This is a genomic window from Lentzea sp. NPDC042327 (assembly GCF_040647275.1).
Lineage (GTDB): Bacteria > Actinomycetota > Actinomycetes > Mycobacteriales > Pseudonocardiaceae > Lentzea.
In genome coordinates this window covers 418014-444050 of sequence record NZ_JBEZBX010000005.1, presented here as the reverse complement: position 1 = coordinate 444050, position 26037 = coordinate 418014, and the positions used below count along the sequence as shown (strand labels likewise).

Below are 26037 nucleotides of genomic sequence, written 5' to 3'. Positions count from 1 at the left end.
GTCAGCGGTTCTGGTGTTAGGGCTTCATTCCACGTCGAGAGGGAAGAAGGTGGGCCTTCGGCCGATTGGGCGGTCGTGGTGGCCGTGAACGCTACTCCGAAAGGTGATCCGTGGCCGTTGTTGTGCCGATTGTCGTCACGGGGAGTGGGAACGTTACCGGCTGAACGATCATGAGAGCGCTCCCAGACGGCGTGGGGGTGTGGCGAGACTTGACCAAACGCCCCGACTGGCGCAGCGTCTTGGCCTATGTCCCCGCCGCCGCATGGTCGGACACGCCGTGTCGATCTCGTTCGCCTGCGCGAAAAACTGCCGACCAACGTCGCGGAGGCGTTGCGGCAGTACGAACGGCACCTCACGTTGGAGCGTGATCTCTCGCCGCACACGGTGCGCGCGTACATGGGAGATGTCGTCGCGCTGCTCGGACACGTCGCGGGGGACACGCCGGAGAACGCCGACGTGGGCCGGATCGACCTGACCGGGCTGCGGTCGTGGCTCGCTGCTCAACGCGCGGAAGGGTCGAGTCGCACGACCCTCGCGCGGCGTGCGGCGGCGGCGCGGACGTTCACGGCCTGGGCGCACCGGGCCGGGCACCTCGCCGCAGACCCCGGTCCGCGGCTCGCCGCGCCGCGGCCGCACCGCACGTTGCCGGCGGTGTTGCGGGTGGATCAGGCGAAGGACGCGATGGAGGCCGTATCCTCTGGCGCTTCCGAGGGCGATCCGGTTGCGCTGCGTGATCAGGCCGTGGTGGAGTTGCTGTACGCCACAGGTGTCCGCGTGGCTGAGCTCTGCGGGCTTGACCTCGACGACGTCGACTACTCCCTAAGGGTGATTCGAGTTCTTGGCAAAGGTGGACGCGAGCGCACCGCACCGTTCGGCGTTCCGGCCGAGCGAGCGTTGCGGCGTTGGCTCGACCAAGGCCGGAATGCCCTGGTAGCAGCCGATTCACCGCCGGCGCTGTTCCTCGGCGCCCGCGGCGGCAGGCTCAACCAGCGGGCCGTTCGCCAGCTGGTGCACGAGGTCGTCGCCGTGGTGCCGGACGCACCGGACATCGGGCCGCACGGGTTGCGCCACTCCGCTGCGACCCATTTGCTGGAAGGAGGAGCGGACCTGCGCACCGTCCAAGAACTGCTCGGTCACGCTACGCTCGCAACGACTCAGCTTTACACACACGTCACTGTCGAACGGCTGAAGGCGATCCATGACCGAACCCACCCCCGTTCCTGACGCCGCAGGGGGAGGATCGCGTACGGCGACCGTGCCCCCTGAACCCATCGTGCCCGCAACCGCCATCAAGCAGGCGAGCAACGGTCACCGTCAGAACGGCGCGCCGCGCACTGAGGTGAGCACCGGGTCGGCCCCAGAACCCGGTGCGGACACGCACGTCAACGGCACGCCCGTGGCCGCTCCGACCGCGGTGACGCGCGCGGACGTGCGGTCCGGTGACGACGTCGAGGCCGGCATCGTCGCGCTGTGGCGCAGCTACGGCGGGTCGCGCGACCAGAACGAGCGCGACCGCCTCGTCCTGCACTACGCGCCGCTGGTCAAGTACGTCGCCGGTCGCGTCGGAACCGGCCTGCCCGCGCACGTGGACGTGGCCGACCTGATCCAGTCCGGCATCTTCGGCCTCGTCGACGCCATCGAGAAGTTCGAGCCGGAACGCGGCCTCAAGTTCGAGACCTACGCCATGCAGCGCATCCGCGGTGCGATCCTCGACGACCTGCGCTCGCAGGACTGGGTGCCGCGCTCGGTCCGCAGCCGCGCCCGCGACGTCGAACGCGCCCTCGAACGCCTCGGCGCCAAGCTCCAGCGCACGCCCACCGACCGCGAGCTCGCCGCAGAGCTCAAGATCGGGCTGGCCGAACTGCGCGAGCTCTACGGCCAGCTGCAGCTCACCAGCGTCGTCGCCCTCGACGAGCTGATCGCGCCGAACAAGGGCGGCTCCTCGCTCGCCGAGTCGCTGCCCGACGACGCCGCGGAGGACCCGGTCGCGAGCCTCGTCGACCAGGACAGCCGCCGGCAGCTCGCCGACGCCATCGCCCAGCTCGCCGAACGCGACCGCGTGGTCGTCACCCTGTACTACTTCGAGAACCTGACGCTTGCCGAGATCGGCAAGGTCCTCGGCGTGACCGAGTCTCGCGTCTGCCAGCTGCACACCCGCGCCGTCCTGCGCCTGCGCACGAAGCTCAACGAGCAGTCCGAGGCCTAGACCGCCTCCTTTACGTCGCAACCTGGTCCGCACCGGGCTGCTGCTGACGCGCACCTGTGGTCTCGCCGCCAGAACACGACCGCTAGACCAGGGTTGATCGATTGGGGTGGGTGGTGGCCTGAGGCCGCCTGACCGGGCTGGTGGACTGAGCCTGGTGGGCCTGAGGCTCGTAGACCCGAAGCCGCTGGACCGGGCTGGAGGAGCTGGGGTTGCGGACAGGGTGGGCCGGGGCTGGTGGACAGGCTGGTCCACCAGGGACTGTCGGACCGAGCTGTGGTTCGTGCTGCGCACCCGCCGCCCGAACGGGGCATCTCGCCGCTGCCCGATCGGGGCCGTGGCTCACCACCCCTCGCCCGGAACGTGCCCGAGTCGTGGTCCCCCTGTCGTGTCGGAGGGCGCCACGAAGGGGCGGCTTGAGGTCTCGAAGAGGTGAGTGGGGCTCGGAAACGAGGGTGAATCGAGCCTCCCGGAGGGGTGTCTGGGGCAATTCACTCGATCGAGTGGCGATCGGTTGCGCAGTGAAATCGGGGTGCGCGAGCGGCCCGTGCGGGCGGTGAGCGGAGGGCGGGTCACGTGCTGCGGATCACGGGCTGCGGGCCGTGGACGGCGGGGGTGTGGGGAGCAGGCGGACGCGGCCGGAGGAGAGCAGGCGGAGCGGGTCGACGTAGTCGTGGCCGCGGCGGGCGCCCCAGTGCAGGCACGCGGCCGGGCAGTGGCCGGGCTGGAGGTGGCCGATCACCTCACCGCGGCGAACGGTGCTCCCGGCGGTGACCGCGGGCGTGATCGGTTCGTAGGTCGTGCGCAGGGGGCCGCGGTGCTGGAGCGAGACCAGGGTCCTGGCGGCGACCGCGCCCGCGTGGGCGACGGTGCCGTCGGCGGCTGCCAGCACCGGTGTGCCGGCGGGGGCGGCCAGGTCGACGCCGCGGTGGCCGGGGCCGAACGGTGTGGCGGGGGCGGTGAACGCGCGCACCACGGGGTGCGGCGGGGGCAGGGGCCACGAGCAGCGCGTGGTGGCCGGGGTCAGGAGGGTCGCCAGGAGCAGGGTGGTGGGGAGGAGCATGGGGACAGCTTCGGGTGGGGGATGTCCCGGGGACCACCGGCGAGCTGGGAACTGTGGACAACTCGGGGGTTGTGGACAAGTGCTCCCTCCGGCTACCTGCCGATTGGAGGTTTGTCGGGGGTGGGGCGTAGACTGTCGGGCGCGTCCCGTCTGTGCGGGACGACTTCGCGTGCCAACGCAGATCCGACCTGCTGTCGCTAGCTGGGTCGAGTCACGACGTCCGACGGTCCTGACGGTGCAGAGATGCTCCGCGGGTGCGGGCGACGGCTACGGCACCAGGGCCGACGGCCACCCCGGCCGGAGGCGTCAACCGAACCGACGCGCAAGGTGAGACCTGGCGCGTCCGACAGATGAGGTGCGAACCGGCCATGGCCGTCGTAACCATGAAGCAGCTGCTCGACAGCGGCGTGCACTTCGGGCACCAGACCCGCCGCTGGAACCCGAAGATGAAGCGCTACATCTTCACCGAGCGCAACGGCATCTACATCATCGACCTGCAGCAGACGCTGACCTACATCGACCGGGCTTTCGAGTTCGTCAAGGAGACGGTCGCGCACGGCGGGTCGATCCTGTTCATCGGCACCAAGAAGCAGGCGCAGGAGGCCATCGCCAACGAGGCGCTCCGCGTCGGCATGCCCTACGTGAACCAGCGCTGGCTGGGCGGCATGCTCACCAACTTCTCGACGGTCCACAAGAGGCTCCAGCGCCTCAAGGAGCTCGAGTCGATGGAGCAGACCGGCGGTTTCCAGGGTTTCACCAAGAAGGAAATCCTGATGATGAACCGCGAGAAGGACAAGCTGGAGCGCACGCTCGGCGGTATCCGCGACATGTCCAAGGTGCCCAGCGCCGTGTGGATCGTGGACACCAAGAAGGAGCACATCGCGGTCGGTGAGGCTCGCAAGCTGAACATCCCGATCGTGGCGATCCTCGACACGAACTGCGACCCGGACGAGGTCGACTACCCGATTCCGGGCAACGACGACGCGATCCGTTCCGCCGCCCTGCTGACCAAGGTCGTGGCCGAGGCCGCCGCCGCTGGTCTCATGCAGCGCTCCGGTGCCCGTCGCGACGCCGCCGAGGGCCAGGACAAGCCCGAGGTCGCTGTCGACGAGCCGCTGGCGGAGTGGGAGCAGGAGCTCCTCACCAACACCTCCGCCGAGGCCAGCACTTCTGCCGAGGCCAGCACCTCCGCCGAGGCCCCGGCCGCGGCAGAGCAGCCCGTCCAGTCCTGATCTCCCACGCGGCGCCCGCACACCAGCGGGCGCCGCGTGACTCAAGCGCGTACATCGCAGAAGGAAAACGATGGCGAACTACACCACCGCGGACGTCAAGAAGCTCCGCGAGCTCACCGCCGCCGGCATGATGGACTGCAAGAAGGCCCTGGACGAGGCTGACGGCGACTTCGAGAAGGCCGTCGAGATCCTGCGCATCAAGGGCGCCAAGGACGTCGGCAAGCGCGCCGAGCGCACCACGTCCAACGGCCTCGTCGCCGTCAAGGACGGTGCCATGGTCGAGCTGCGCTGCGAGACGGACTTCGTCGCCAAGAACGCCGACTTCATCGCGCTGGCGGACGAGATCGTCGCGATCGCCAAGGCCAACAAGGTCGCGGACGTCGAGGCCCTCAAGGCCGTCGAGGTCGACGGCAAGACCGTGGACGCGCTGGTCCAGGAGTTCTCCGCCAAGATCGGCGAGAAGCTCGAGCTGGCCAAGGCCGTCGACTTCGACGGTGCCGTCTCGACCTACCTGCACAAGCGCGCCGCCGACCTGCCGCCCGCCGTGGGCGTCCTGGTCGAGTACACCGGCGACAACGCCGAGGCCGCCAAGGGTGCCGCGATGCAGATCGCCGCGATGCGCCCGAAGTTCGTCACCCGTGACGAGGTCCCCGAGGACCTGGTCGCCAACGAGCGCCGCATCGCCGAGGAGACCGCTCGCGAGGAGGGCAAGCCCGAGGGCGCGCTCCCCAAGATCGTCGAGGGTCGCGTCAACGGCTTCTTCAAGGACGTCGTGCTCCTGGAGCAGGCTTCCGTGACGGACAGCAAGAAGACGGTCAAGGCCCTGCTGGACGAGGCCGGCGTGACGGTCACCCGTTTCGCTCGGTTCGAGGTCGGCCAGAGCTGATCACGGTGAGGGCGGGGTTGCGAGAAGACGGCGACCCCGCCCTTGCTATGTCCTGACCAATGGCGCTGAGGAGGACTGACCTGTGAGCGAAGAAGGTAGCCACGGCTACAACCGGGTGATGCTCAAGCTCGGTGGCGAGATGTTCGGCGGTGGTGGCGTCGGGGTTGATCCCGATGTCGTCCAGACAGTCGCCCGGCAGATCGCTGCGGTAGTCCGGTCCGGCGTGCAGGTGGCCGTCGTCATCGGTGGTGGCAACTTCTTCCGCGGCGCGGAGCTGCAGCAGCGCGGCATGGACCGCTCGCGCGCCGACTACATGGGCATGCTCGGCACGGTCATGAACTGCCTGGCGCTGCAGGACTTCCTCGAGCGCGAGCACGGCATCGACACCCGCGTGCAGACCTCCATCCAGATGACGCAGGTCGCCGAGTCCTACATCCCCCGCCGCGCGATGCGCCACCTGGACAAGGGCCGCGTCGTGATCTTCGGTGGCGGCGCGGGTCTGCCGTACTTCTCCACCGACACCACCGCCGCCCAGCGCGCGCTGGAGATCGGCTGCGAGATCGTGCTGATGGCCAAGGCCGTCGACGGCGTCTACACGGCCGACCCCAAGATCGACCCGGACGCGCTGATGTTCGACAACATCACCCACCGCGAGGTGCTGGAGCGCGGCCTCAACGTCGCCGACGCCACGGCGTTCAGCCTCTGCATGGACAACAACATGCCGATCCTCGTCTTCAACCTCCTCACCGAGGGGAACATCGCGCGCGCGGTCCGTGGTGAGAAGATCGGCACCCTGGTCAACACCCCCGGTGGCCGGCCCGCCTTCTAGACCTGGTGGGATCAGACCTGGACCGGGACAAGGGCACGAACACGCAGAGCAAGGAGCAGTCGTGATCGACGAGACCCTCCTCGACGCCGAGGAGAAGATGGAAAAGGCGGTTTCGGTGGCGAAGGAGAACCTCGCCTCCGTGCGGACCGGTCGAGCGACTCCCTCGATGTTCAACCGCATCAACATCGACTACTACGGCTCGATGACGCCGCTGAACCAGATGGCCAGCATCTCGGTCCCCGAGGCGCGCATGGCGGTCGTCAAGCCGTACGACGCGAGCCAGCTGAACGCGATCGAGAAGGCGATCCGGGACTCCGACCTGGGCGTCAACCCGAGCAACGACGGCACCGTCATCCGCATCGTCATCCCGCAGCTCTCCGAGGAGCGCCGCCGGGACATGGTGAAGGTCGCCAAGCAGAAGGGCGAGGACGCGCGCGTCTCCGTCCGCGGTGTCCGCCGCAAGGCGAAGGAAGAGATCGACAAGCTCGTCAAGGACGGCGAGGTCGGCGAGGACGACGGCGCACGTGGTGAGAAGGAGCTCGACGCTCTGACCCACAAGTACACCGCGCAGGTCGACGAGCTCGTGAAGCACAAGGAAGCCGAGCTCCTCGAAGTCTGATTCCCCCTGATGGTTCGCCCGGCCGAGTCGCGGCAGGCGTGATTGCCCTGGCCGGGCGGAGGTCGTGATGGGAGCACAGGTGGCAGGCGGTCCCGCGGACGTGCCCGCGTCGAAGCCGTCGCGGGCGGGACGTGACCTGAGGTCGGCGGTCCTGGTCGGCGTCGGCCTCGGCGCGGTGATCATCGCGTCGCTGCTGACCGTCAAGGAGACCTTCATCGGCATCGTCGCGGCCGCCGCGGCGGTGTCGACGTGGGAGCTCGCGAACGCCTTCAAGAAGGGCGGCATCAACGTCGCCCTGTGGCCCGCTCTCATCGGCGGCCAGGCGATCATCTGGCTGTCCTGGCCGCTGGGCCGCGACGGCATGATGACCACGCTCGTGGTCACCGTGCTGGTCTGCATGTTCTGGCGGTTCCGCGGCGGTTCCGACGGTTACCTGCGCGACCTGAGCGCGTCGGTGTTCACCGTCGTCTACGTGCCGCTGTTCGCGGCGTTCGCGGCCATGCTCGTCGTCCCCGACGACGGTGCGGGCCGCGCGTTCGCGTTCATCATCGGCGTGGTGCTGTCCGACGTGGGCGGGTACGCGGCCGGTGTGTTCCTCGGCAAGCACCCGATGGCGCCGACGATCAGCCCGAAGAAGTCCTGGGAGGGCTTCGCCGGTTCACTGGTCGCCGGCGTGGTCGGTGGCGCGATCACCGTCACCACGCTGCTGGACGGCCAGTGGTGGCACGGCGCGCTGTTCGGTGCCGCGATCGTCGTCACGTCCACCGCGGGCGACCTGGTCGAGTCGCTGATCAAGCGCGACCTCGGCATCAAGGACATGGGCACGCTGCTGCCCGGCCACGGCGGCATCATGGACCGGATGGACTCGCTGCTGCCGTCCGCCGTCGCCTCCTGGCTGCTGCTGCACCTGTTCGTGCAGTGACGCCCCACTAGTCGTCGAACGGATCGTCCACCGCGGTGCGCGGCTCGGCCTCGACGACGCGGGACGGGTCGATCACGGAGAACGCCATTCCCGCGTGGTCCTCGACCACGGTGATGCGCCCGAACGGCGTGTCGTAAGGCTCCACGGTGACCCGTCCGCCGAGCTCCAGCACGCGGTAGGCCACGGAGTCCGTGCCGATCTCCGGCGCGGCGTTGAAGTACACCATCCAGTGCGAACGCTCGCCGTAGGGGAACTCGCGGCCCATCTTCTGTCGGCCGAAGACCTCGACGCCCTCGATGGACCACGACGCGTAGTCCAGCCGCTGCCCGTCGCCGATCTGCGTGATGTCGAAGCCGCACAGCTCGCCGAAGAACTCGTCGGCCGCCGCGCCGTCGCGGGTGTTGAGCTCGGCCCACGCGTAGGCGCCGTGCCCGTTCATGCCGAACCGCCAGTCCTCCGGTACGTGCCGGAACCCGACGACGGCGCCGGTCGGGTCGCTGATCACGGCGCTCTGGGTGTGGTCCGCCCCGTCCTCGGGGTCGCGCAGCACCGAGCCGCCGAGCAGGAGGGCCTTCTCCGCTGTGGCCCGCGCGTGCGGCGTGACCAGGTACAACCGCCACGGCTCCGGTTCACCCTGCGGTAAGCCGGCGACGGGGACGCCGTCGACCATCGCCACCGTGCAGCCGTTGTCGTCGGCGTAGTGCCAGCCGAACAGTCCGGTGTAGAACTCGATCGTCGCCCGGAGGTCGTCGACGGAGCGTTCGACCCAGCACGGGCTGCCTCCGAGTAAAGGCGCGAGCTGGGGTGTGTTGGGCGCGATCGACACTGCCGCCTCCTGCAGGGAAGGAATGCGGTCACGCTACGCCGTAAGTGGACGAATTCGTACGGTCACCGGCAAATAGAGGTCTTACAGTGGCTGCGTGAGGGGATTCGTGCGGGCGGCGCTGGCGGCGGTGCGCCCGGTGGACGTGGTGCCGAGCCCGAACATCTGGCATTGGCCCGAGGTCTACGAGGTCGAGAACCGCGCGCAGGACGTGCACGGCGCGATCTGGGCCGCGTTGCGCGAGGAGTGCCCGTTCGACGCGGCCGACGTGGTCGACGTCGGCTGCGGTGACGGTTTCCACCTGCCGATCTTCGCCGCGTCCGCGCGTTCGGTCGTCGGCGTGGAACCCCACCCGCCGCTCGTCGCGCGGGCTGGCCGACGGGTGGCCGGGCTGCCGAACGCCCGCGTCGTGTCCGGGCCCGCCCAGCGGTTGCCGCTCGACGACGCCTCGGCCGACCTGGTGCACGCGCGGACGGCGTACTTCTTCGGTCCCGGATGTGAACCGGGGCTGCGGGAGGCGGACCGCGTGCTGCGGCCGGGTGGCGCAATCGCGATCGTCGACCTCGACGGGTCGGCCGCGCCGTACGGGCCGTGGTTGTGCGCGGACGAGCCGCGGTACGACCCGGCCGCCGTGGAGAAGTTCTTCACGGACAACGGGTTCTCGTTGCGCCGGGTCGTCGCCGAATGGCGGTTCGAGTCGCGCGAGGCCCTGGAGTCGGTGTTGCGCATCGAGTTCTCCGCCGGGGTCGCCGAGCGGGCGATCGCGTCCGTTGAGGGGGTGAGCTTTCCGGTGGGGTATCGGCTGCACGTGCGGCGCAAGCCGACCGGGCTGATCGTGTGAGCTGGGGAGCGTGGCTCCCCTGGGACAGGTGATCATGGCCAAGTTCAAGTGCAAGTGCGGCACCGTCACTCGGGATGACGACCCCGACCACGGCTTGCTGATGTTCCGGTCGCGTGACTACGAGGACGACGCGGTTGCCGGGCTGGGTGACTTGTTGGGGAGGTGCATGCAGGTCATCGACTGTCCGACATGCGGTCGACTGTGGGTCTGGTGGGAGCGCCGGGGAGACGCTCCGCCGACGCAGTACACGAGGCAGCCGCCGGATCCGGACTAGGCTTCGGTTCGTGGAGAAGCGAAACGCAGGCAGGTTGAACCGCCAGGTCGGCGTCGTCGGGCTGGGGTGCTGGCAGCTCGGCGCCGACTGGGGCGAGGTGGACGAGAGCGAGGCGCTCGCGCTGCTGCACGCCGCCGCCGACACGGGGGTCGACTTCTTCGACACCGCGGACGTGTACGGCGACGGGCGCAGCGAGACGCTCGTCGGGCGGTTCCTCAAGGAGCGCAAGGACGACGGCGTCTTCGTGGCCACCAAGATGGGGCGGCGGCTGCCGGCGCAGACCACGGAGGGGTACAACCGCGAGAACTTCCTCGCGTGGAACGACCGCAGCCGCCGCAACCTCGGGGTGGACACGCTCGACCTGGTGCAGCTGCACTGCCCGCCGACGCCGGTGTACGGCCGGGACGAGGTGTACGACACGCTCGACGAGATGGTGGAGCAGCAGCGGATCGCTGCTTACGGCGTGTCGGTGGAGAAGGTCGAGGAAGCGCTCGAGGCGATCAAGCGGCCGAACGTGGCCAGCGTGCAGATCATCCTGAACGCGTTCCGGCTCAAGCCGCTCGAAGAGGTGCTGCCCAGGGCGGCCGAGGCGGGGGTCGCGATCATCGCGCGGGTGCCGCTGGCGTCCGGGTTGTTGTCCGGCAAGTACAGCAAGGACACGCAGTTCGGCGCGGACGACCACCGCAACTACAACCGCAACGGTGAGGCGTTCGACGTCGGCGAGACCTTCTCCGGGGTGCCGTTCGAGGTGGGGCTGGAGGCCGTGGAACGGCTCCGGCCGCTGGTGCCCCAGGGCGCGTCCATGGCGCAGTTCGCGCTGCGGTGGATCGTGGACCAGGCCGGTGTCACCGTGGTGATCCCGGGTGCGCGCAACGTGGGGCAGGCGCGGTCCAACGCGGCGGCGGCTGAGTTGACCGGAGTGGACCAGAAGGCGGTCGAAGCGGTGTACGACGAGCTGATCAGGCCGCACGTGCACGACCGGTGGTAGGTCACTCCTCGGCGAGGATGGCGTAGAGCTTGCGCCGCAGCTCGTTGTAGAGCTCGACGGCACGGGCCTTCTGCTCGGGCGTGCCCGCGTGGGAGATCTGCTCCATCGCGCTGCCGAGCAGCCGGATCGCGGTGCGCAGCTCGCCGTCGACCGGGTCGAGCTGGAAGTTGATGTCGCGCCAGGGCGGGGCCGTGTGCTCCGTCCTGCCGTGCTCGGTGAGGGTGAACAGCTTCTTGCCTCCTTCTTCTGCGGAGGAGATCAGGCCCTCGTCGGCCAGCATCTGCAGTGTCGGGTAGACCGAGCCGGGGCTCGGGCTCCAGCCGCCGCCGGTGCGCCGGGCGATCTCCTGGATGATCTCGTAGCCGTGCATCGGGCGTTCTGCCAGCAAGGACAGCACAGCCGCACGGACGTTGCCGCGCCGTTGGCGGCCGCCCCTGCCACCGCCTCCGAACGGGCCGTGGCGGTGCCTGTGAACGCGGTTCCTGTGGTGTGGTCTCATCATCATGTCGTTAACGATATATCGGAAGCTATCGCGATGCAACGGTCTTGTGTTGGCGAAGTTCGTGGGACACTGGATGTGCTATGACCTCGCTTCCCCTCGTCTTCGACGCGCCCAAGCGCGGCCTGCCGCCGCGCCACCTGGTCGACCTCACGCCCGCGCAACGCGCCGAGGCGGTGTCCGCCCTCGGTGAGAAGCCGTTCCGCGCCAAGCAGCTGTCGAACCACTACTTCAGCCGCCTGACCGTGGACCCGGCCGAGATGACCGACATCCCGGCCGCCACGCGCGACAAGCTCGTCGCCGACCTGATGCCGCCGCTGTTCACGGTCGTGCGCAAGGTCACCACCGACGAAGGCACGACCGCGAAGACGCTCCTGCGCGCGCACGACGGCACGCTCATCGAGAGCGTCCTCATGCGTTACCCGGACCGCGCGACGCTGTGCATCTCCTCGCAGGCCGGCTGCGGCATGGCCTGCCCGTTCTGCGCGACCGGTCAGGGCGGTCTGCAGCGCAACCTGTCGACCGCGGAGATCGTGGACCAGGTGCGCCTGGGTGCCGCGGCGATGCGCGACGGCGAGCTGCCCGGTGGGCCCGGCCGGCTGTCGAACATCGTGTTCATGGGCATGGGTGAGCCGCTCGCGAACTACAAGCGCGTGATCGAGGCCGTGCACCGCATCACCGCGCCGGCGCCGGACGGGCTGGGCATCTCGCAGCGCACCGTCACCGTGTCGACGGTCGGACTGGTGCCCGCGATCAAGAAGCTGACCGAGGAGAAGCTGCAGGTCAGGCTTGCGGTGTCGCTGCACACGCCGGACGACGAGCTGCGCAACACGCTGGTGCCGGTCAACACCCGCTGGGACGTGGCCGAGGTCCTGGAGGCAGCCCGCGGGTACGCCGACCAGACCGGGCGCCGGGTCAGCATCGAGTACGCGCTGATCCGCGACATCAACGACCAGGGCTGGCGGGCCGACCTGCTCGGCAAGAAGCTGCGCAAGCACCTCGGGCAGCTCGTGCACGTGAACCTGATCCCGCTGAACCCGACGCCGGGCTCGAAGTGGGACGCCTCGCCGAAGCCGGTGGAGCGGGAGTTCGTGCGGCGGGTGCGGGAGCAGGGTGTCGAGTGCACCGTGCGGGACACGCGCGGGCAGGAGATCGCGGCGGCCTGCGGTCAGCTCGCCGCTGAAGGCTGACCTGTCGGGCGGGCATGACCACAACTACGAGCCTTTGAGTGCTAGCATTGACTGCAATGACAGCATTGGAGGTGGGTCATGGCGGTCCTCACGATCCGTGACTTCGACGAGAGCCTGAAGGCGAAGCTGAGAATTCGTGCGGCTGAACACGGCCGATCGATGGAAGCTGAGGTGCGTGCGATCCTCGCCGCTGTGTTGACCAAGTCCGACTCGGGGCCTGGTATGGGAACGAGGATTCGGCAACGCTTCACCGATATCGATGAAGTCTCGTTCGAACTGCCCCGGCGTGCTGAGTCGGCGCGAGCGGCGGAGTTTCCCGAGTGATCGTTCTTGACACCAACGTCGTTTCCGAACTCATGCGGCAGGTTCCGAACGACGAGGTGGTCCGCTGGGTGGATCGGTACCCGGCCGACGAAGTCTTCATCACCGCCGTCACAGCTGCCGAGCTCGCGTACGGCGTTGAGCGAATGCCGGACGGTCAACGTAAATCCGCGCTCGCGGTCAAGGTCTCAGAACTCCTGGCTGAGGATTTCCAGGGGCAGATCCTGCCGTTCGACGGCGTGGCGGCCACGTACTACGGCGAGATCGCAGCGGAACGCGAGGAACAAGGCTCCCCGATCAGCATGGCGGATGCGCAGATCGCCGCGATCTGCCGCCGCTTTGCGGCGTGCTTGGCCACCCGCAACATCAAGGACTTCGCAGACACGGGGATCACCTTGCTGAACCCGTGGCGCGACGCCGACTGACCGTGCGAGACACGCGGGCAGGAGATCGCCGCGGCCTGCGGCCCGCACGCCGCTCGGCCCGGACCGAGGTCTCGGCCAGGGCCTGGCCGGCAGCGTCGGAGGTCTACGGTTCCACCTCGGTCAAGGCCCCGGTGGCCACGTCGAACACGAAGCCTCGTACGGAGTCCTTGACCGGCACGAACGGATTGCCGGTGATGCGCGCGATCGACTGGCGGACGTCCTCCTCCAGGTCGGCGAACGCCTCGGCGGCCCAGGGCGGCTTCACGCCGACGTCCTGCTGGATCGAGCGCTTGAAGTCGTCGTCCGTGAACGTCAGCATGCCGCAGTCGGTGTGGTGGATGAGGATGATCTCCCTGGTTCCGAGCAGCCGCTGGCTGATCGCGAGCGAGCGGATCTCGTCCTCGGTCACGACGCCGCCGGCGTTGCGGATCACGTGCGCCTCGCCCTCGTTCAGCCCGAGCACGCGGTAGACGTCGAGGCGCGCGTCCATGCACGCCACCACGGCGACCTGCTTCGAGGGCGGTAGGGGCAGAGGGCCGGAGAACTGGGCGGCGTAGGTGGCGTTGTGGGCGAGCAACTCGTCGGTCACCGACATGATCTGGTCCTTTCACCTGGACGTATGTCGATGAGCCAACTGCCGCATGCGCATACCTGCAACAGTGCCCATGGGCTGGGAATGGCTCCGCAGCAGAAAGAGCGGAGACCGATCAGGTCGGGGACAGACCACCTCGCGGACGCGACGGCTGCTGACCCCTCAACGGGTGGTGGCGGGCTCCAGGCCGACGGGCGCGGTGTTGTCGAACGTCTCGCGCGCCTCGGCGACCGAGTCGTAGTTCTGCTGCGCCCACACCCGCAGCGCCGCGAGCGGTTCGATCACGCTGCGGCCCAGTTCGGTGAGCTCGTACTCCACGCGCAACGGCACCGTGGGGTACACCGTGCGCGTGACGAGCCCGTCGCGTTCGAGCGCGCGCAACGTCTGCGTGAGCATCTTCTGGCTGATGCCCTCCAGTTCGCGCTTCATCTCGCCGAAGCGCACCGGTCCGTTCTCCATCGCGCCGATCGCCAGGGCCGTCCACTTCGACGCGACCATGTCCAGCAGGTCGCGGCACGGGCACATCTTCGAGTAAACGTTCCTGATCACGGCTAGTTTCTATCAGGTACCCAGTGCACAAACTAGTGCCTGATTGCGAACGGTGACCAGGTCACGCAAGCTTGTGCACATGCGAGCGATCAGCCAGACCGAGTTCGGCGGACCAGAGGTCCTGACCCTCATCGACCTGCCCAAGCCCACGCCCGTTCCGACGGAGGTGCTGGTCAGGGTGCACGCGGCCGGCATCAACCCGGTCGACTGGAAGACCCGCGCCGGCGGTGGCATGGCCGGGTTGCAGACGTTCCCGCTCGTGCTGGGCTGGGACGTGTCCGGCGTGGTCGAGGAGGTCGGCTTCGGCGTCACGACCCTCAAGCCCGGTGACGAGGTCTACGGCATGCCGCGCTTCCCGCACGCCGCGAGCGCCTACGCCGAGTACGTCACCGCCCCGTCGCGCCACTTCGCGCGCAAGCCGCAGGGCCTCACCCACGTCGAGGCGGCCGCGCTGCCGCTCGCCGCGCTCACCGCGTGGCAGGTCCTGGCCGACACCGCCGACGTCCAGCCGGGGCAGAAGGTGCTGGTCACCGCGGCGGCCGGGGGAGTGGGGCACCTCGCGGTGCAGATCGCGAAGGCCCGCGGCGCGCACGTGATCGGGACGGCACGGGCGCAGAAGCACGCGTTCCTGAAGGACCTCGGCGTGGACGAGGTGGTCGACTACACGGTCGCCGAGTACGGGGGCCGCGACGTCGACGTGCTCGTCGACCTGGTCGGCGGCAGCTCGTCGGCACCGGTCAAGCCCGGTGGGCTCTTCGTCGGCGTGCCGTCGGGGGTCGCCGTCGGCCACCGCGACGACATCAGGACCAGCCCGATCCTCGTCGAGCCGGACCGCGCGGGCCTGGAGGCGATCACCGCGCTGGTCGAGTCCGGTGCGCTGCGGGTGCACGTCGACGCGACGTTCCCGCTGGAGGAGGCCGGACAAGCGCATGCCCTGGGCGAGAAGGGTCGCACCCGGGGCAAGCTCGTGCTGGAGGTCTGACGGGGGACTAGCGCCGCCAGGACGTCTTGCGGCGCGCCATGTCCCACACCAGCAGGGCGATGATCACCACGCCGGTGGCGACGAGGTAGATGTTCTCGATGCGACCGTGGTGGTTGCCGATCAGCATCAGGAAGCAGAAGATCGCGGAGAGCCAGCCGGCGATCCGGGTGCCCTTGGGCAGCGTGCCGTGCCAGCCCCACTCGTGCGACGGCTCCTCGTGAGGGTCGACGGCAGGACGCTTGTCCAGTTCCGAGGACGAAGCCACGGTTTCCTCCACTGCTCATCCGGTTACCTGGTCATCGTCGCACACGGGGACGCGCGCGGATGTGTGAGGTCGCGCGCGCACGCCTTATCAGCGGGGTCGTGCACCGTTACCGTTAGCGCGGCCCACCCGTCCCACCCTGCGAAGGCGCCACCGACTTGACCGGCTTCTCCCCCGCCGAGGGCTCCACCCCGGACACGTCCGCCCCCGTCGAGATCGGCCTGCACGGGGTGCGCAAGCGCTTCTCCGACCAGGTGGCGGTCGACGGGATCTCGCTCGACGTCCACGAGGGCGAGTTCTTCTCCGTGCTCGGCCCGTCCGGCTGCGGCAAGACCACGGTGCTGCGCATGATCGCCGGATTCGTCGACCCGGACGAGGGCCGCATCGAGCTCGACGGCAACGACATGGTGGGCGTCCCCCCGTACCGGCGGGACGTCAACACCGTCTTCCAGTCGTACGCGCTGTTCCCGCACATGTCCGTGTGGGACAACGTCGCCTACGGCCTCAAGCGCAAGAAGCTGCGCGGCGAGGAGCTGCGCAAGCGCGTCGGCGAGCACCTGGAGCTCGTGCGGCTGTCGCAGTTCGCGCAGCGCAGGCCCGCCCAGCTCTCCGGCGGCCAGCAGCAGCGCGTCGCCATCGCGCGGGCGCTGGCGGCCGGTCCGCAGCTGCTCCTGCTCGACGAACCGCTCGGCGCGCTCGACGCGAAGCTGCGCAAGGAGCTGCAGATCGAGCTGATGCGCATCCAGCGCGAGGTCGGCACGACGTTCCTCTACGTCACGCACGACCAGGAGGAGGCGCTGGTCCTCTCGCACCGCATCGCCGTGATGAACGCCGGCAAGATCGAGCAGGTCGGCTACCCCGAGGACGTCTACGAACGCCCCGCCACCCGGTTCGTCGCCGGGTTCATCGGCACGTCCAACATCCTGGACGCCGAGGTGTCCGGAGTGGACGGCGGCTTCGCCGAGCTGACCGCTCCCGGCGCCACCCGGTTGCGCGCGCGGCTGACCGGCAGCGCCGCCCACGGGCAGAAGGTCGCCGCGACCGTGCGCCCGGAGAAGGTGCACCTGTTCAACGAGACCGCGGAACCGCCCACGGGCTGGTGCGTGCTCCAGGGCGTGGTGCACGACGTCGTCTACACGGGCGTGTCGACCCAGTTCGTCGTGGACACCCCGGTGGGAGAGCTGGTGGCGTTCGTGCAGAACGCCCAGCGCATCGACGACGCGGGCGCGCCGGGACAACCGGTGCGGATGGCGTGGGACCCCGAGTTCACCGTGCTGCTGGAGAAGGCTGATGACTGACAAGAACGTCCGGATCGCCCGTCTGTGGGACAACGACTCAGCGCGGGTGACCCGGCGCACGATGCTGGGCTCGATGACGTTCTTCGCGCTGGCCGCCTGCGGTGTCGGTGAGGCGCCGACGACCGGCGGTGCCACCTCGGCCGCGGCGAAGGCCAAGAACCTGAAGGACGAGCTCAAGCTCAACTTCTACAACTGGACCGACTACATCGCGAAGGACACCCTGCCGGGCTTCCAGACCGCGACCGGCATCCAGGTCACCTACGACAACTTCTCCACCAACGACGAGATGGAAGCCAAGATCGCTTCCGGCTCCGCGGGCTACGACCTGGTGGTGCCGTCGGACAACTTCCTGCGCCGGTTCCTGCGCTCGGGCCTGCTGCAGCCGCTGGACCACTCGTCGCTGCCGAACCTGAAGAACCTGGAGAAGCGGTTCGTCGAGGCCGACTACGACGCCGGCAACAGGTACTCGGTGCCGTGGGCGTGGGGCACGACCGGTCTCGCGTACTCGAAGTCGCAGATCGGCGGCGACGTCACCGGGTTCTCCGCCTACGACCTGCCGAACGCGCAGGGCCGCAGCACGATCCTCGACGAGGCGCGCGACGGCATGGCGCTGGGCCTGCTGGGGCTCGGTCACGACCCGAACACCACCGACGCGAAGCAGATCGACGACGCGGCGAACTTCTTGCTGTCGTTGAAGAAGAAGCTCGGTCAGATCACCTCCGACGTGATCGAGCCGCTCACCTCCGGCCAGGTGCGGCTGGCGCAGGCCTACTCCGGTGACGCGTTCCAGGCGCGTGAGACCAGCGAGGACGTGGCGTACGCCATCCCGTCCGAGGGCGGACTGTCCTACGTGGACCTGCTGGTCATCCCGAAGGACGCGCCGCACGCCGAGAACGCGCACCGGTTCATCGACTACATCCTCGGTGCCGAGACCGGCGCCGCGCTGTCCAACGCCGTGCGCTACGGCAGCCCGAACGCGGCCGCCAAGCCGTTGATCGACAAGGAGCTGCTGGACGACCCGCTGGTCTACCCGTCGGAGGAGCAGCTGAAGAAGCTGCCGTTCACCAAGGACCTCGGTGGTGACGTCGAGGCGCGGTACGCCGACGCCTGGACGAAGGTCAAGACCGGCTGACCGGCTGGCTCAGCATCCCCCTGATCAGCACCGACTCGCGGAACGTCGCCGGACCCGCCAGCCGCAGGTCCGGCGCCGCACGCGCGATCGCGCGGAACGCGACCTCGCCCTCCAGCCGCGCGAGCGCCGCGCCCAGGCAGTAGTGGAGGCCGCTGGAGAACGCCAGGTGCTCCGGCTGCTGCACCCGCATCACGTCGAAGCGGTGCGGCTCCGGGTAGACCCGCGGGTCCCGGTTCGCGGCGGCGAGGAGCAGGTGGACACCCTCGTCCACGCCGATCTCCTCACCCGACAACGTGACCGGCTCGTGCGCGAGCCGGGTGGTGAACTGCACGGGCGGCGCCCAGCGCAGCGTCTCCTCGACCACGTCGGGCGCGATGCCGGGGTGCGCTGTGAAGAACGCCCACTGCGCCGGGTGGTCGAGCAACGCGCGCACGCCGTTGCCGATCAGGTTGACCGTCGTCTCGAAGCCCGCGATGAGCAACAGCGCCAGCGTGCTCAGCAACTCCGGCACGGTGAGCTCCTGCTCCGCCTCCGCGGCCACGAGCGCGCTGATCACGTCGTCGCCGGGCCGCGTCCTGCGTTCGGCGATGAGCCGCTCGAACAACGCGAAGACCCGGTCGTCGGCCTTGTCCTTCTCGGGGGAGACCCTGCCGTCGAACGACTCCGCGACGAGACGGCCGTAGTGCGCGAAGTCGCCGGTGTCGGCGTCCGGGATGCCGAGCAGCTCGCTGATCACCGCGATCGGCAGCGGTTGCGCGAAGTCGCTCATCAGGTCGAACTCGGCACCGGCCCGGTCGAGCAGCGCGCCGGCGACCTCCTCGACCCGCGGCCGGTACCCGTCGATCTTCTTCGGGCTGAACGCGGGCGCGGCCAGCCTGCGCAACCGGGTGTGGTCGGGCGGGTCCAGCTCCAGGAACGACCCGGACAGCACGTTCGGCGTGCCCGGATAGGTGCCGTTGGCGTATCGCACGCCGAAGCGGCGGTCGCGCAGGATCTTGTTCACCAGCGAGTGGCTGGTCGTGGTCCACAGGCCGCCGTCGCGCGTCAGCGGTCCCCGTGCGCGGATCCGTTCGTAGATCGGATGTGGGTCTTCATGGCCGTTCAGCTGCTCCAGCACCGCTTACCCCCTTGCCGGGAAGCGACTGCGGCATGTGGTCCTGCCGACAACCTTGACCACCACGGTACGGGAGCGGGCACGTGGCAGGATGTGCGCTCGTGCTCCGACGCTGGCTGAAGGCCAACGCCCTGCTCACGCCCACCGGGCTGTGGCTGGGGATTTTCCTGATCGCACCGCTCGCGCTCGTCGTCCAGTTCAGCTTCGCGACGCGGGACACCGGCGTGGCCCGCGCGGTGCTGCCGTGGACGACGCAGGCCTACCTGACGGCGCTGGACCCGGCGTTCCTGCCGATCTTCGGGCGGACGCTGGTCTACGCGGTGGCGACGACGGTCGCGTGCCTGCTGCTCGGGTTCCCGCTGGCGTGGTTCATCGCGCGGCACGGCGGCCGATACCGGACGGCGTTGCTGGCGGCGGTGCTGATCCCGTTCTGGTCGAGTTACCTCGCGCGGATCTACGCGTGGAAGGCGCTGCTCGACGGGGAGGGCTTGGTCAACACCGTGCTCGGCTGGGTGGGGCTCGACCGCGACGGCGGCTTCCTGCTCACGCACGGCGCGGTGGTCCTCGGGCTCACGTACGGGTTTCTGCCGTTCATGGTGCTGCCGCTCTACGTGGCGTGCGAGCGGTTCGACTTCCGGCTGGTGGAGGCGTCGTACGACCTCGGGCACGGGCGGGTGTCGACGTTCTTCCGGATCGTGCTGCCGGGCGTGCTCACCGGCGTGCTGGCCGGGTCGTTGCTGGTCCTGGTGCCCTCGGCGGGTGACTTCGTCACGCCGAAGCTGCTCGGCGGGGTCGACCAGTCGACGTTCGGGTCGGTGATCGACGACCAGTTCCGCGGCGGCAACAACTGGCCGCTGGGGTCGGCGATGGCGGTGCTGCTGCTCGTGCTGGTGGTGCTCGTGCTCGTGTTGCGCGGGCGGCGTGGGGAGGACGTGCTGTGAACCGTCGGCCGTGGGCGCTCGGTGCGGTCGCTCTGCTCGTGTTCGTGTTCCTGTACGCGCCGATCGTGTGGCTCGCCATCGCGTCGTTCAACTCCTCGCGGTCGTTGTCGCGCATCAGCGGCGTGTCGACGCGGTGGTACGAGGAGCTGTTCCGCGACACCCGCGTGTTGGAGTCGTTGCAGCTGACGCTCCAGCTGGCGTTGGCGTCCGCGGTGATCTCGACGGTCATCGGCACGTTGGCGGCCTTCGGGTTGCGGCGCGCGTTCCCCGGTCGTGGGCTGTGGACGGTCTTGCTGTCGTTGCCGCTCGTGGTGCCCGAGGTCGTCATGGGTGTGGCGATGCTGGGGTTCTTCGTGAAGCTTGCCGGAATCCCGCTCGGGTTCGGGGCGTTGCTGCTCGCGCACGTGGCGTTCTCGCTCAGCTTCGTCGTCGTCGTGGTGCGGTCGCGGGTGTCCGGGATGGACGTCCGGCTGGAGGAGGCCGCGGCCGACCTCGGGGCGTCGCCGTTCGTGGCGTTCCGGACCGTGACGCTGCCGCTGGTCGCGCCCGCGGTGGTGGCGGGTGCGGCGTTCGCGTTCCTGCTGTCGTTCGACGACGTGGTGATCTCGTCGTACCTGACCGGTGTCGGGTCGACGACGCTGCCGGTGTTCGTCTACGCGCAGGCCTCGAAGCGGGGCATCTCGCCGGAGGTCGTGGCGCTGTCGACGTTGATGGTGGCGGCCACGGCCCTGCTGCTGATCATCGGTGTGGTGCTCGCGTCGTGGCGGGCGCGGAGGGCCGGGTCCACCGCGCAGCTGGTCTGAGGGTCAACTTTCGTCGCGGGAAACCGATACTCCAGCGTGCCGCGCGGTGGTGGGACGTCTCGTAGCTTGGACCGCGTGACTACTGCTGTGCGGGCCAGGGCCGAGGCGTTCGTCGCCGACAACCTGGCGCGGTTCAGGGCGCTGACGCCCGTGCGGGTCGCCGGGGACGTGCTCGTCGCGGTCGCCGTCGTCCTGCTGGACCTCTGGCCCGGCCCGTGGGCCGAGCAGCGGGTGACGGGCTGGCTGCTCGCCGCCTACTTCGCCGTCTACCTGGTGCTCCTGCCGCTGCGGCACGCGCTGCCCGCGACGGTGATGATCGCGGCCGCGGCGATCCCGTTCATCGGGGCGGCGCTGATGGTGGTGCTGAGCTACACGGCCGGCCGCCGGATCGAGTCGTGGGTCAAGGCGGTGGTGTCGACGGCGATCACGTTCGTCGTCGTGGTGCTGCTGTGGGACTGGGACGCGCGGCCGCTGGAGATCGAACCCGTCTACGGCATGCTCATCCTGATCACGATCTTCGGCGTGGCCGTGGCGCTGCCGTTCCTCGTCGGCCGCTACCTCGCCCAGCGCGAGGCGCTCGTGCAGGCCATGCAGGACCGCGAGGCGCGGATGCGCGGCGAACACCGGCTGCTGTCGCGGCAGGTGCGCCTGCGCGAACGCAGCCGCATCGCCCAGGACATGCACGACAGCCTCGGCCACCGCCTGTCGCTGATCTCCGTGCACGCCGGCGCGCTGGCGCTGGACCCGTCGCTGGGGGAGAAGCAGCGCGAGGCGATCGGCGTGCTGCGCTCGGCGGCGTTGACCGGAATGGGCGAGCTGCGGTCGATCATCGGGGTGCTGCGCGCGGAAGACGGCCCCGACGACGACCCCGCGACACGCACAGCGGAGTCCATCGACTCGTTGGTGGCCGACGCGCGCAAGGCAGGCGTGCTCGTCAGCCTGGTCCGTGGCGGGCAAGCGCACCCGTTGCCGTCCCGTGTCTCTCACGCCGCCTATCGCGTCGCACAGGAAGGCCTCACGAACGCGGCCAAGCACGCGCCTGGAGCGGCCGTGCAGGTGACGGTGAAGTACGAGCCGGACGCACTCGTCGTGGAGGTGCGCAACAACCCGTCCCGCAACGGTTCATCGACCGGTGAGCCGGGCGTCGGCCTGATCGGTCTCAGCGAACGCGTGCGCGTTGCCGGCGGCATCTTGCACGTGGGCGCGCTACCGTCCGGTGGCTTCCGCATCGCCGCCGTGCTGCCGTACGAGGAAGCCCCGCTCCCCGACGACCCCGAGGACGAGCAGGAGGAGACCCAGTCACCCGGCCGCCTGCGCAAGTGGGCCGGCATCGGCTCCATCGCGGGCGCGTCCCTGGTGCTGTCCGTCATCATCGGCGGCTTCACCTACCTCGGCGCGCAGCCGGTCACCGAGGTCGTGTCGGGGCAGACCCTCGACAGCATCTCGGTGGGCCAGCCGGAGCCCGAGGTGATGGCCCTGCTGCCCGCGGGTGACGAACCCCTGGTCGGCGACGGTGAACGCCGTTCCCAGGCCACCCCCGAGCCACCCGGCTCCCGGTGCGTCTACCACATCACCGACGAGCAGTCGTACCTCGCGAAGGGCACCCGGGTGGTGCGTTTCTGCTTCAAGGACGGCAAGCTGGTCGAGAAGAAGATCCACGTCCAGAGGAACGAGCCATGATCCGGGTGCTCATCGCCGACGACGAGCCGTTGATGCGCTCGGGCATCAAGGCCATCCTCGGCACCGCCGACGACATCGAGCTGGTGGCGGAGGCCGGCGACGGCCGCGAGGCCGTGCAGATCGTGCGCGAACGCCGCGTCGACGTGGCCGTGCTCGACATCCGCATGCCCCGCATGGACGGCCTTGCCTGCGCGCGCGAACTGCGCGTCGTGGCACCGTCCGTGCGCGTCGTCATGCTGACGACCTTCGGCGAGGACGAGAACATCGTGCGCGCGCTGTCCGACGGCGCGGCTGGGTTCCTCTTGAAGGACTCGGCGCCCGAGGAGCTGTTGCGCGCCGTGCGCGCGGTGCACAACGGCGAGGCCTATCTGTCACCCATGGTCACGTCACGGGTCGTCGGCATGGTCGCGACCTCCGGGCAGCCGAAGCGGCAGGAGGCGCAGAAGGCCGTCGCGGGGCTGACCGAGCGCGAGGTCGAGGTGCTGGCGCTGCTGGGGCAGGGGATGTCCAACGCGGACGTCGGGGCCAAGCTGCACATGTCCGAGGCGACGGTGAAGACGTACGTGTCGCGGTTGCTGGCCAAGCTGGGGCTGACGAACCGGGTGCAGGCGGCACTGCTGGCACGCGATGCGGGCCTGGCGGGCTAGTCCGCTCCCGGCACGCCGCGCAAGCGGGCGCAAGCGATTGCGGCTGAGTCCGGCCTGGTTGCGGGTTCGCGACCAGCTTCCCGGCGAACCCGCCGCGCGAGCGAAGCGAGCGCCAAACAACACGAAGGGGCCGTTCGGGTGTCACCCGAACGGCCCCAAACGTCATGTGCGCCTACACGCGGCTTCGTCGCCCCGTCACGAGGCGGTAGATGCCGAGCAGGATCAACGATCCGACGATGGCGAGCAGCCACGTGCGCAGATCGAAGAACGTACCGAGGTCGGTCCCGAAGAGCGCCGATCCGATGAATCCACCGAGGATCGCGCCCACGATGCCGAGCAGCATCGTGATGATGATTCCGCCGGGGTCCTTCCCCGGCATGACGGCCTTCGCGATGGCTCCGGCCAACAGGCCGAGCACGATCCATCCAAGGATGCCCACGGAAAGTCTCCTTCCATCTGCCTGACGCGGACGGAATGCCCCCGAACTGGCGACTTCACACCTCCAAAACCACTCCGTTATCAAAGTAGCGGGCTGTGCCGGGCTCTCAGGCACTCTCCGGAACAATGAGGGGCGATGAGTACTCCACGCACTGTCCTGATCCTGGGCTCGACCGGCTCCGTCGGCACCCAGGCGCTCGACGTCATCCGCCGCAACCGCGACCAGTTCAGGGTGGTCGGGCTCGGTGCGGGTGGACGTCAGCTTGACCTGCTCGCGGAGCAGGCAGCCGAGTTCGGCGTGCCCGTCGTGGCGGTGGCCAGCGGTGCCCAGGTGCCCGGTGTCAAGACGTTGACCAGCATGGTCGACCTGATCGAGGCGTGCCCCGCGGACGTCGTCCTCAACGGGATGGACGGGTCGCGCGGGCTCGAGCCGTCGCTGAAGGCGCTGGAGTCCGGCGCGACGCTGGCGCTCGCGAACAAGGAGTCGCTCATCGCGGGCGGGCCCCTCGTGCTGAAGGCGGCCAAGCCGGACCAGATCGTCCCCGTCGACTCCGAGCACTCGGCCCTGGCCCAGTGCCTGCGCGGTGGCGCGGCGCACGAGGTGCACAAGCTGGTGCTGACGGCGTCCGGCGGGCCGTTCCGCGGGAAGACCCGCGCCGAGCTCGCGGACGTCAGCGTCGGGCAGGCGATGGCGCACCCGACATGGTCGATGGGCCAGGTCGTCACGATCAACTCGGCGAACCTCGTCAACAAGGGGCTGGAGCTGATCGAGGCGCACCTGCTGTTCAAGGTGCCCTACGACCGCATCGACGTGGTGGTGCACCCGCAGTCGGTGATTCACTCGATGGTGACGTTCACAGACGGCTCTACACTCGCGCAGGCCTCGCCGCCTGACATGCGGCTTCCCATCTCGCTCGGTCTCAGTTGGCCCGACCGCGTGGCCGGTGCCGCACCCGCCTGTACCTTTGACAACGCCACCTCGTGGACGTTCGAGCCGCTGGACGACGTCACGTTCCCGGCGGTCGAGCTCGCGCGGCAGGCGGGCGGTGCGGGCGGGTGTCTGCCCGCGATCTACAACGCAGCGAACGAGGAGGCCCTCGCAGCTTTCGTCGCGGGTGCGACGTCGTTCCTGTCCATCGTCGACACCATCGGCCAAGTCGTCGGCGAGGCGGGCGACTGGCAGAGTGACCCCGCCGATGTGGCGGAGGTCCTCGCCGCCGAGGACTGGGCACGCGCACGCGCCCGCGAGCTGGTCGGAAGGAACTGAACGTCACCGTGAACACATTCATCAACATCCTCGGGGTGCTGTTGTTCGCGTTCGGCATCGCGGTCTCGATCGCGCTGCACGAGTTCGGGCACCTGCTGACCGCCAAGGCCTTCGGCATGAAGGTCACGCGCTACTTCATCGGGTTCGGCCCGAAGCTCTTCTCGTTCCGCAAGGGCGAGACCGAGTACGGCCTGAAGGCGATCCCGGCCGGTGGCTTCTGCGAAATCACCGGCATGACGGCGCTGGAGGAGGTGCACCCGGACGACCGCAAGCGCGCGTTCTACAACCAGAAGGTGTGGAAGCGCGTCGTCGTGCTGTCGGCGGGCTCCATCACGCACTTCATCCTCGGCTTCATCATCCTGCTGGTCCTCGCGATGTCGCTGGGCCTGCCGAACAACAAGGGCCTCCCGGTGCTGCAGGAGGTCACGCCGTGCGTGCCGGTCGCGAACGTCACCGACGGCTCGTGCCCGTCCGGCTCGCCCGCGCCCGCCAGGAACGCCGGCCTGCAGCCCGGTGACGAGATCGTCGCGATCGCCGGCCAGCAGACGCCGACGTGGCCGGACATGCAGCGGGTCACCCGCGAGCGCACCGGCCCGACCGAGTTCAAGATCCTGCGCGACGGCAAGGAGATGACGGTCACCGTCGACGTGGCCAAGGTCACCCGCACCCTCACCGACGGCAAGGGCGGCAAGGAGACCAAGGAGATCGGCGCGATCGGCGTGCTGCCGAAGGAGTCGTTCACCTACGGGCCGGTCGAGGCCGTCCCCGCGGCCGTGGCGTTCACCGGCGACATGTTCGTGAACACCTGGAAGGGCCTCATGCGCTTCCCCGAGCGCATCCCGGCCGTGGTCAAGGCCATCGGCGGCGGCGAACGCGACCTGGACACCCCCATCTCCGTCGTCGGTGCCTCCCGCCTGGGCGGTGACGCGGCCGAGCGCGGGCTGTGGGCGTTCTTCGTGCTCATGCTCGCGGGCCTGAACTTCTTCGTGGGTGTGTTCAACCTCCTGCCGCTGCTGCCGCTTGACGGTGGTCACATCGCCGTCAACCTCTACGAACGGGTGCGAGACTGGGTGAGGAAGCTGCGCGGGAAACCCGCCGGCGCCCCGGTCAACTACATGCGCCTGCTGCCGCTCACCTACGTGGTCATCTTCCTCGGCGGCGCCATCACGCTGCTGACCGTGACCGCCGACATCGTCAACCCGATCAGGTTGCAGTGA

General features: G+C 69.2%; 30 protein-coding genes. 22 read left to right on the top strand and 8 right to left on the bottom strand.

Features of this window, described 5'->3' with window-relative positions:
* The first annotated feature begins 246 nt into the window (after nt 1–246).
* Nucleotides 247–1224 carry a tyrosine recombinase XerC gene (locus AB0A63_RS15900; protein ID WP_360390966.1) on the top strand — a complete coding sequence of 326 codons (978 nt, stop codon included), beginning with the start codon at nt 247–249 and terminating at the stop codon, nt 1222–1224.
* Nucleotides 1199–2206 carry a FliA/WhiG family RNA polymerase sigma factor gene (locus AB0A63_RS15895; RefSeq protein WP_360390963.1) on the top strand — a complete coding sequence of 336 codons (1008 nt, stop codon included), beginning with the start codon at nt 1199–1201 and terminating at the stop codon, nt 2204–2206. Before AB0A63_RS15900 ends, AB0A63_RS15895 begins: the two co-directional genes overlap by 26 nt.
* Nucleotides 2207–2789: 583 nt before the next feature.
* Here the strand turns inward: AB0A63_RS15895 and AB0A63_RS15890 are convergent.
* A complete protein-coding gene (locus tag AB0A63_RS15890; protein WP_360390960.1) occupies nt 2790–3266 on the bottom strand; it encodes a M23 family metallopeptidase in 477 nt (158 codons plus the stop codon).
* A 368-nt stretch (nt 3267–3634) separates the two neighbouring features.
* Here AB0A63_RS15890 and rpsB point away from each other — a divergent pair, with 368 nt between their 5' ends.
* The 5 genes from rpsB to AB0A63_RS15865 all read left to right on the top strand — a co-directional run bounded on the left by rpsB (nt 3635) and on the right by AB0A63_RS15865 (nt 7754).
* On the top strand, nt 3635–4498 hold the full coding sequence (gene rpsB / locus AB0A63_RS15885; RefSeq protein ID WP_360390957.1) for a 30S ribosomal protein S2: 864 nt from the start codon (nt 3635–3637) through the stop codon (nt 4496–4498).
* Between the two features lie 70 nt (nt 4499–4568).
* Nucleotides 4569–5384, top strand: coding sequence for a translation elongation factor Ts (gene tsf, locus AB0A63_RS15880; RefSeq protein ID WP_360390954.1), 816 nt, complete (start codon nt 4569–4571; stop codon nt 5382–5384).
* A gap of 82 nt (nt 5385–5466) precedes the next feature.
* Nucleotides 5467–6213, top strand: coding sequence for a UMP kinase (pyrH, locus tag AB0A63_RS15875; RefSeq protein ID WP_360390951.1), 747 nt, complete (start codon nt 5467–5469; stop codon nt 6211–6213).
* A gap of 61 nt (nt 6214–6274) precedes the next feature.
* On the top strand, nt 6275–6832 hold the full coding sequence (gene frr, locus AB0A63_RS15870) for a ribosome recycling factor (RefSeq protein ID WP_360390948.1): 558 nt from the start codon (nt 6275–6277) through the stop codon (nt 6830–6832).
* A gap of 67 nt (nt 6833–6899) precedes the next feature.
* On the top strand, nt 6900–7754 hold the full coding sequence (locus tag AB0A63_RS15865; RefSeq protein WP_360390946.1) for a phosphatidate cytidylyltransferase: 855 nt from the start codon (nt 6900–6902) through the stop codon (nt 7752–7754).
* Nucleotides 7755–7761: 7 nt separating this feature from the next.
* Here AB0A63_RS15865 and AB0A63_RS15860 read toward each other — a convergent pair whose 3' ends face one another.
* Nucleotides 7762–8580, bottom strand: a complete 819-nt coding sequence (locus AB0A63_RS15860; protein ID WP_360390943.1) for a VOC family protein — start codon at nt 8578–8580, stop codon at nt 7762–7764.
* A 94-nt stretch (nt 8581–8674) separates the two neighbouring features.
* On the opposite strand from AB0A63_RS15860, the gene AB0A63_RS15855 reads away from it, so the two are divergent.
* The 3 genes from AB0A63_RS15855 to AB0A63_RS15845 are packed head-to-tail and all read left to right on the top strand — an operon-like array spanning nt 8675 to nt 10680.
* Nucleotides 8675–9418, top strand: coding sequence for a class I SAM-dependent methyltransferase (locus AB0A63_RS15855; RefSeq protein ID WP_360390940.1), 744 nt, complete (start codon nt 8675–8677; stop codon nt 9416–9418).
* 34 nt (nt 9419–9452) lie between these two features.
* Entirely contained in the window at nt 9453–9692 is a 240-nt protein-coding gene (locus AB0A63_RS15850) for a hypothetical protein (RefSeq protein WP_360390937.1), read from the top strand.
* A gap of 10 nt (nt 9693–9702) precedes the next feature.
* A complete protein-coding gene (locus tag AB0A63_RS15845) occupies nt 9703–10680 on the top strand; it encodes an aldo/keto reductase (protein ID WP_360390935.1) in 978 nt (325 codons plus the stop codon).
* A 1-nt stretch (nt 10681) separates the two neighbouring features.
* Here AB0A63_RS15845 and AB0A63_RS15840 read toward each other — a convergent pair whose 3' ends face one another.
* A complete protein-coding gene (locus AB0A63_RS15840; RefSeq protein WP_360390932.1) occupies nt 10682–11077 on the bottom strand; it encodes a PadR family transcriptional regulator in 396 nt (131 codons plus the stop codon).
* A 185-nt stretch (nt 11078–11262) separates the two neighbouring features.
* Between AB0A63_RS15840 and rlmN the strand changes: the two genes are divergently transcribed.
* From rlmN to AB0A63_RS15825, 3 genes are all read left to right on the top strand, one after another.
* A complete protein-coding gene (rlmN, locus tag AB0A63_RS15835) occupies nt 11263–12369 on the top strand; it encodes a 23S rRNA (adenine(2503)-C(2))-methyltransferase RlmN (RefSeq protein WP_360390929.1) in 1107 nt (368 codons plus the stop codon).
* A 78-nt stretch (nt 12370–12447) separates the two neighbouring features.
* Nucleotides 12448–12693 carry a plasmid stabilization protein gene (locus tag AB0A63_RS15830; protein WP_360390927.1) on the top strand — a complete coding sequence of 82 codons (246 nt, stop codon included), beginning with the start codon at nt 12448–12450 and terminating at the stop codon, nt 12691–12693.
* A complete protein-coding gene (locus tag AB0A63_RS15825) occupies nt 12690–13115 on the top strand; it encodes a type II toxin-antitoxin system VapC family toxin (RefSeq protein ID WP_360390925.1) in 426 nt (141 codons plus the stop codon). The genes AB0A63_RS15830 and AB0A63_RS15825 overlap by 4 nt, the downstream gene beginning before the upstream one ends.
* A gap of 103 nt (nt 13116–13218) precedes the next feature.
* Here AB0A63_RS15825 and AB0A63_RS15820 read toward each other — a convergent pair whose 3' ends face one another.
* Both AB0A63_RS15820 and AB0A63_RS15815 read right to left on the bottom strand, forming a co-directional pair.
* Nucleotides 13219–13710: a carbonic anhydrase gene (locus tag AB0A63_RS15820; protein WP_360390923.1), complete on the bottom strand. Its 492-nt coding sequence runs from the start codon at nt 13708–13710 to the stop codon at nt 13219–13221.
* A 159-nt stretch (nt 13711–13869) separates the two neighbouring features.
* Complete coding sequence (locus AB0A63_RS15815; RefSeq protein ID WP_360390921.1) at nt 13870–14256, bottom strand: helix-turn-helix domain-containing protein; 387 nt, start codon at nt 14254–14256, stop codon at nt 13870–13872.
* Nucleotides 14257–14335: 79 nt separating this feature from the next.
* On the opposite strand from AB0A63_RS15815, the gene AB0A63_RS15810 reads away from it, so the two are divergent.
* Complete coding sequence (locus AB0A63_RS15810) at nt 14336–15238, top strand: NADP-dependent oxidoreductase (RefSeq protein ID WP_360390918.1); 903 nt, start codon at nt 14336–14338, stop codon at nt 15236–15238.
* A 7-nt stretch (nt 15239–15245) separates the two neighbouring features.
* Here AB0A63_RS15810 and AB0A63_RS15805 read toward each other — a convergent pair whose 3' ends face one another.
* The gene (locus AB0A63_RS15805) at nt 15246–15503 is read right to left on the bottom strand and encodes a DUF2631 domain-containing protein (RefSeq protein WP_360390916.1); all 258 of its coding nucleotides are present in this window, start codon (nt 15501–15503) and stop codon (nt 15246–15248) included.
* Nucleotides 15504–15658: 155 nt separating this feature from the next.
* Between AB0A63_RS15805 and AB0A63_RS15800 the strand changes: the two genes are divergently transcribed.
* Together AB0A63_RS15800 and AB0A63_RS15795 are read left to right on the top strand one after the other, a co-directional pair.
* Nucleotides 15659–16798, top strand: coding sequence for an ABC transporter ATP-binding protein (locus AB0A63_RS15800; protein WP_360390914.1), 1140 nt, complete (start codon nt 15659–15661; stop codon nt 16796–16798).
* Nucleotides 16791–17930: a spermidine/putrescine ABC transporter substrate-binding protein gene (locus tag AB0A63_RS15795; protein ID WP_360390911.1), complete on the top strand. Its 1140-nt coding sequence runs from the start codon at nt 16791–16793 to the stop codon at nt 17928–17930. Before AB0A63_RS15800 ends, AB0A63_RS15795 begins: the two co-directional genes overlap by 8 nt.
* Here the strand turns inward: AB0A63_RS15795 and AB0A63_RS15790 are convergent.
* Nucleotides 17917–19047, bottom strand: coding sequence for a cytochrome P450 (locus AB0A63_RS15790; protein WP_360390908.1), 1131 nt, complete (start codon nt 19045–19047; stop codon nt 17917–17919). The genes AB0A63_RS15795 and AB0A63_RS15790 overlap by 14 nt on opposite strands.
* A 98-nt stretch (nt 19048–19145) precedes the next feature.
* On the opposite strand from AB0A63_RS15790, the gene AB0A63_RS15785 reads away from it, so the two are divergent.
* The 4 genes from AB0A63_RS15785 to AB0A63_RS15770 all read left to right on the top strand — a co-directional run bounded on the left by AB0A63_RS15785 (nt 19146) and on the right by AB0A63_RS15770 (nt 23115).
* Nucleotides 19146–19985, top strand: coding sequence for an ABC transporter permease (locus AB0A63_RS15785; protein WP_360390905.1), 840 nt, complete (start codon nt 19146–19148; stop codon nt 19983–19985).
* Nucleotides 19982–20788, top strand: coding sequence for an ABC transporter permease (locus AB0A63_RS15780; protein ID WP_360390903.1), 807 nt, complete (start codon nt 19982–19984; stop codon nt 20786–20788). Before AB0A63_RS15785 ends, AB0A63_RS15780 begins: the two co-directional genes overlap by 4 nt.
* Before the next feature lie 75 nt (nt 20789–20863).
* The gene (locus AB0A63_RS15775) at nt 20864–22468 is read left to right on the top strand and encodes a histidine kinase (protein ID WP_360390900.1); all 1605 of its coding nucleotides are present in this window, start codon (nt 20864–20866) and stop codon (nt 22466–22468) included.
* The gene (locus AB0A63_RS15770; RefSeq protein WP_360390897.1) at nt 22465–23115 is read left to right on the top strand and encodes a response regulator transcription factor; all 651 of its coding nucleotides are present in this window, start codon (nt 22465–22467) and stop codon (nt 23113–23115) included. Before AB0A63_RS15775 ends, AB0A63_RS15770 begins: the two co-directional genes overlap by 4 nt.
* 172 nt (nt 23116–23287) lie before the next feature.
* On the opposite strand, the gene AB0A63_RS15765 is transcribed toward AB0A63_RS15770, so the two are convergent.
* Nucleotides 23288–23554, bottom strand: a complete 267-nt coding sequence (locus AB0A63_RS15765) for a GlsB/YeaQ/YmgE family stress response membrane protein (protein ID WP_360390895.1) — start codon at nt 23552–23554, stop codon at nt 23288–23290.
* A 135-nt stretch (nt 23555–23689) separates the two neighbouring features.
* Between AB0A63_RS15765 and dxr the strand changes: the two genes are divergently transcribed.
* Both dxr and AB0A63_RS15755 read left to right on the top strand, forming a co-directional pair.
* Nucleotides 23690–24820 carry a 1-deoxy-D-xylulose-5-phosphate reductoisomerase gene (dxr, locus tag AB0A63_RS15760; protein ID WP_360390893.1) on the top strand — a complete coding sequence of 377 codons (1131 nt, stop codon included), beginning with the start codon at nt 23690–23692 and terminating at the stop codon, nt 24818–24820.
* An 8-nt stretch (nt 24821–24828) separates the two neighbouring features.
* Nucleotides 24829–26037 (top strand): site-2 protease family protein, encoded by a 1209-nt coding sequence (locus AB0A63_RS15755; protein ID WP_360390891.1) that lies wholly within the window; start codon nt 24829–24831, stop codon nt 26035–26037.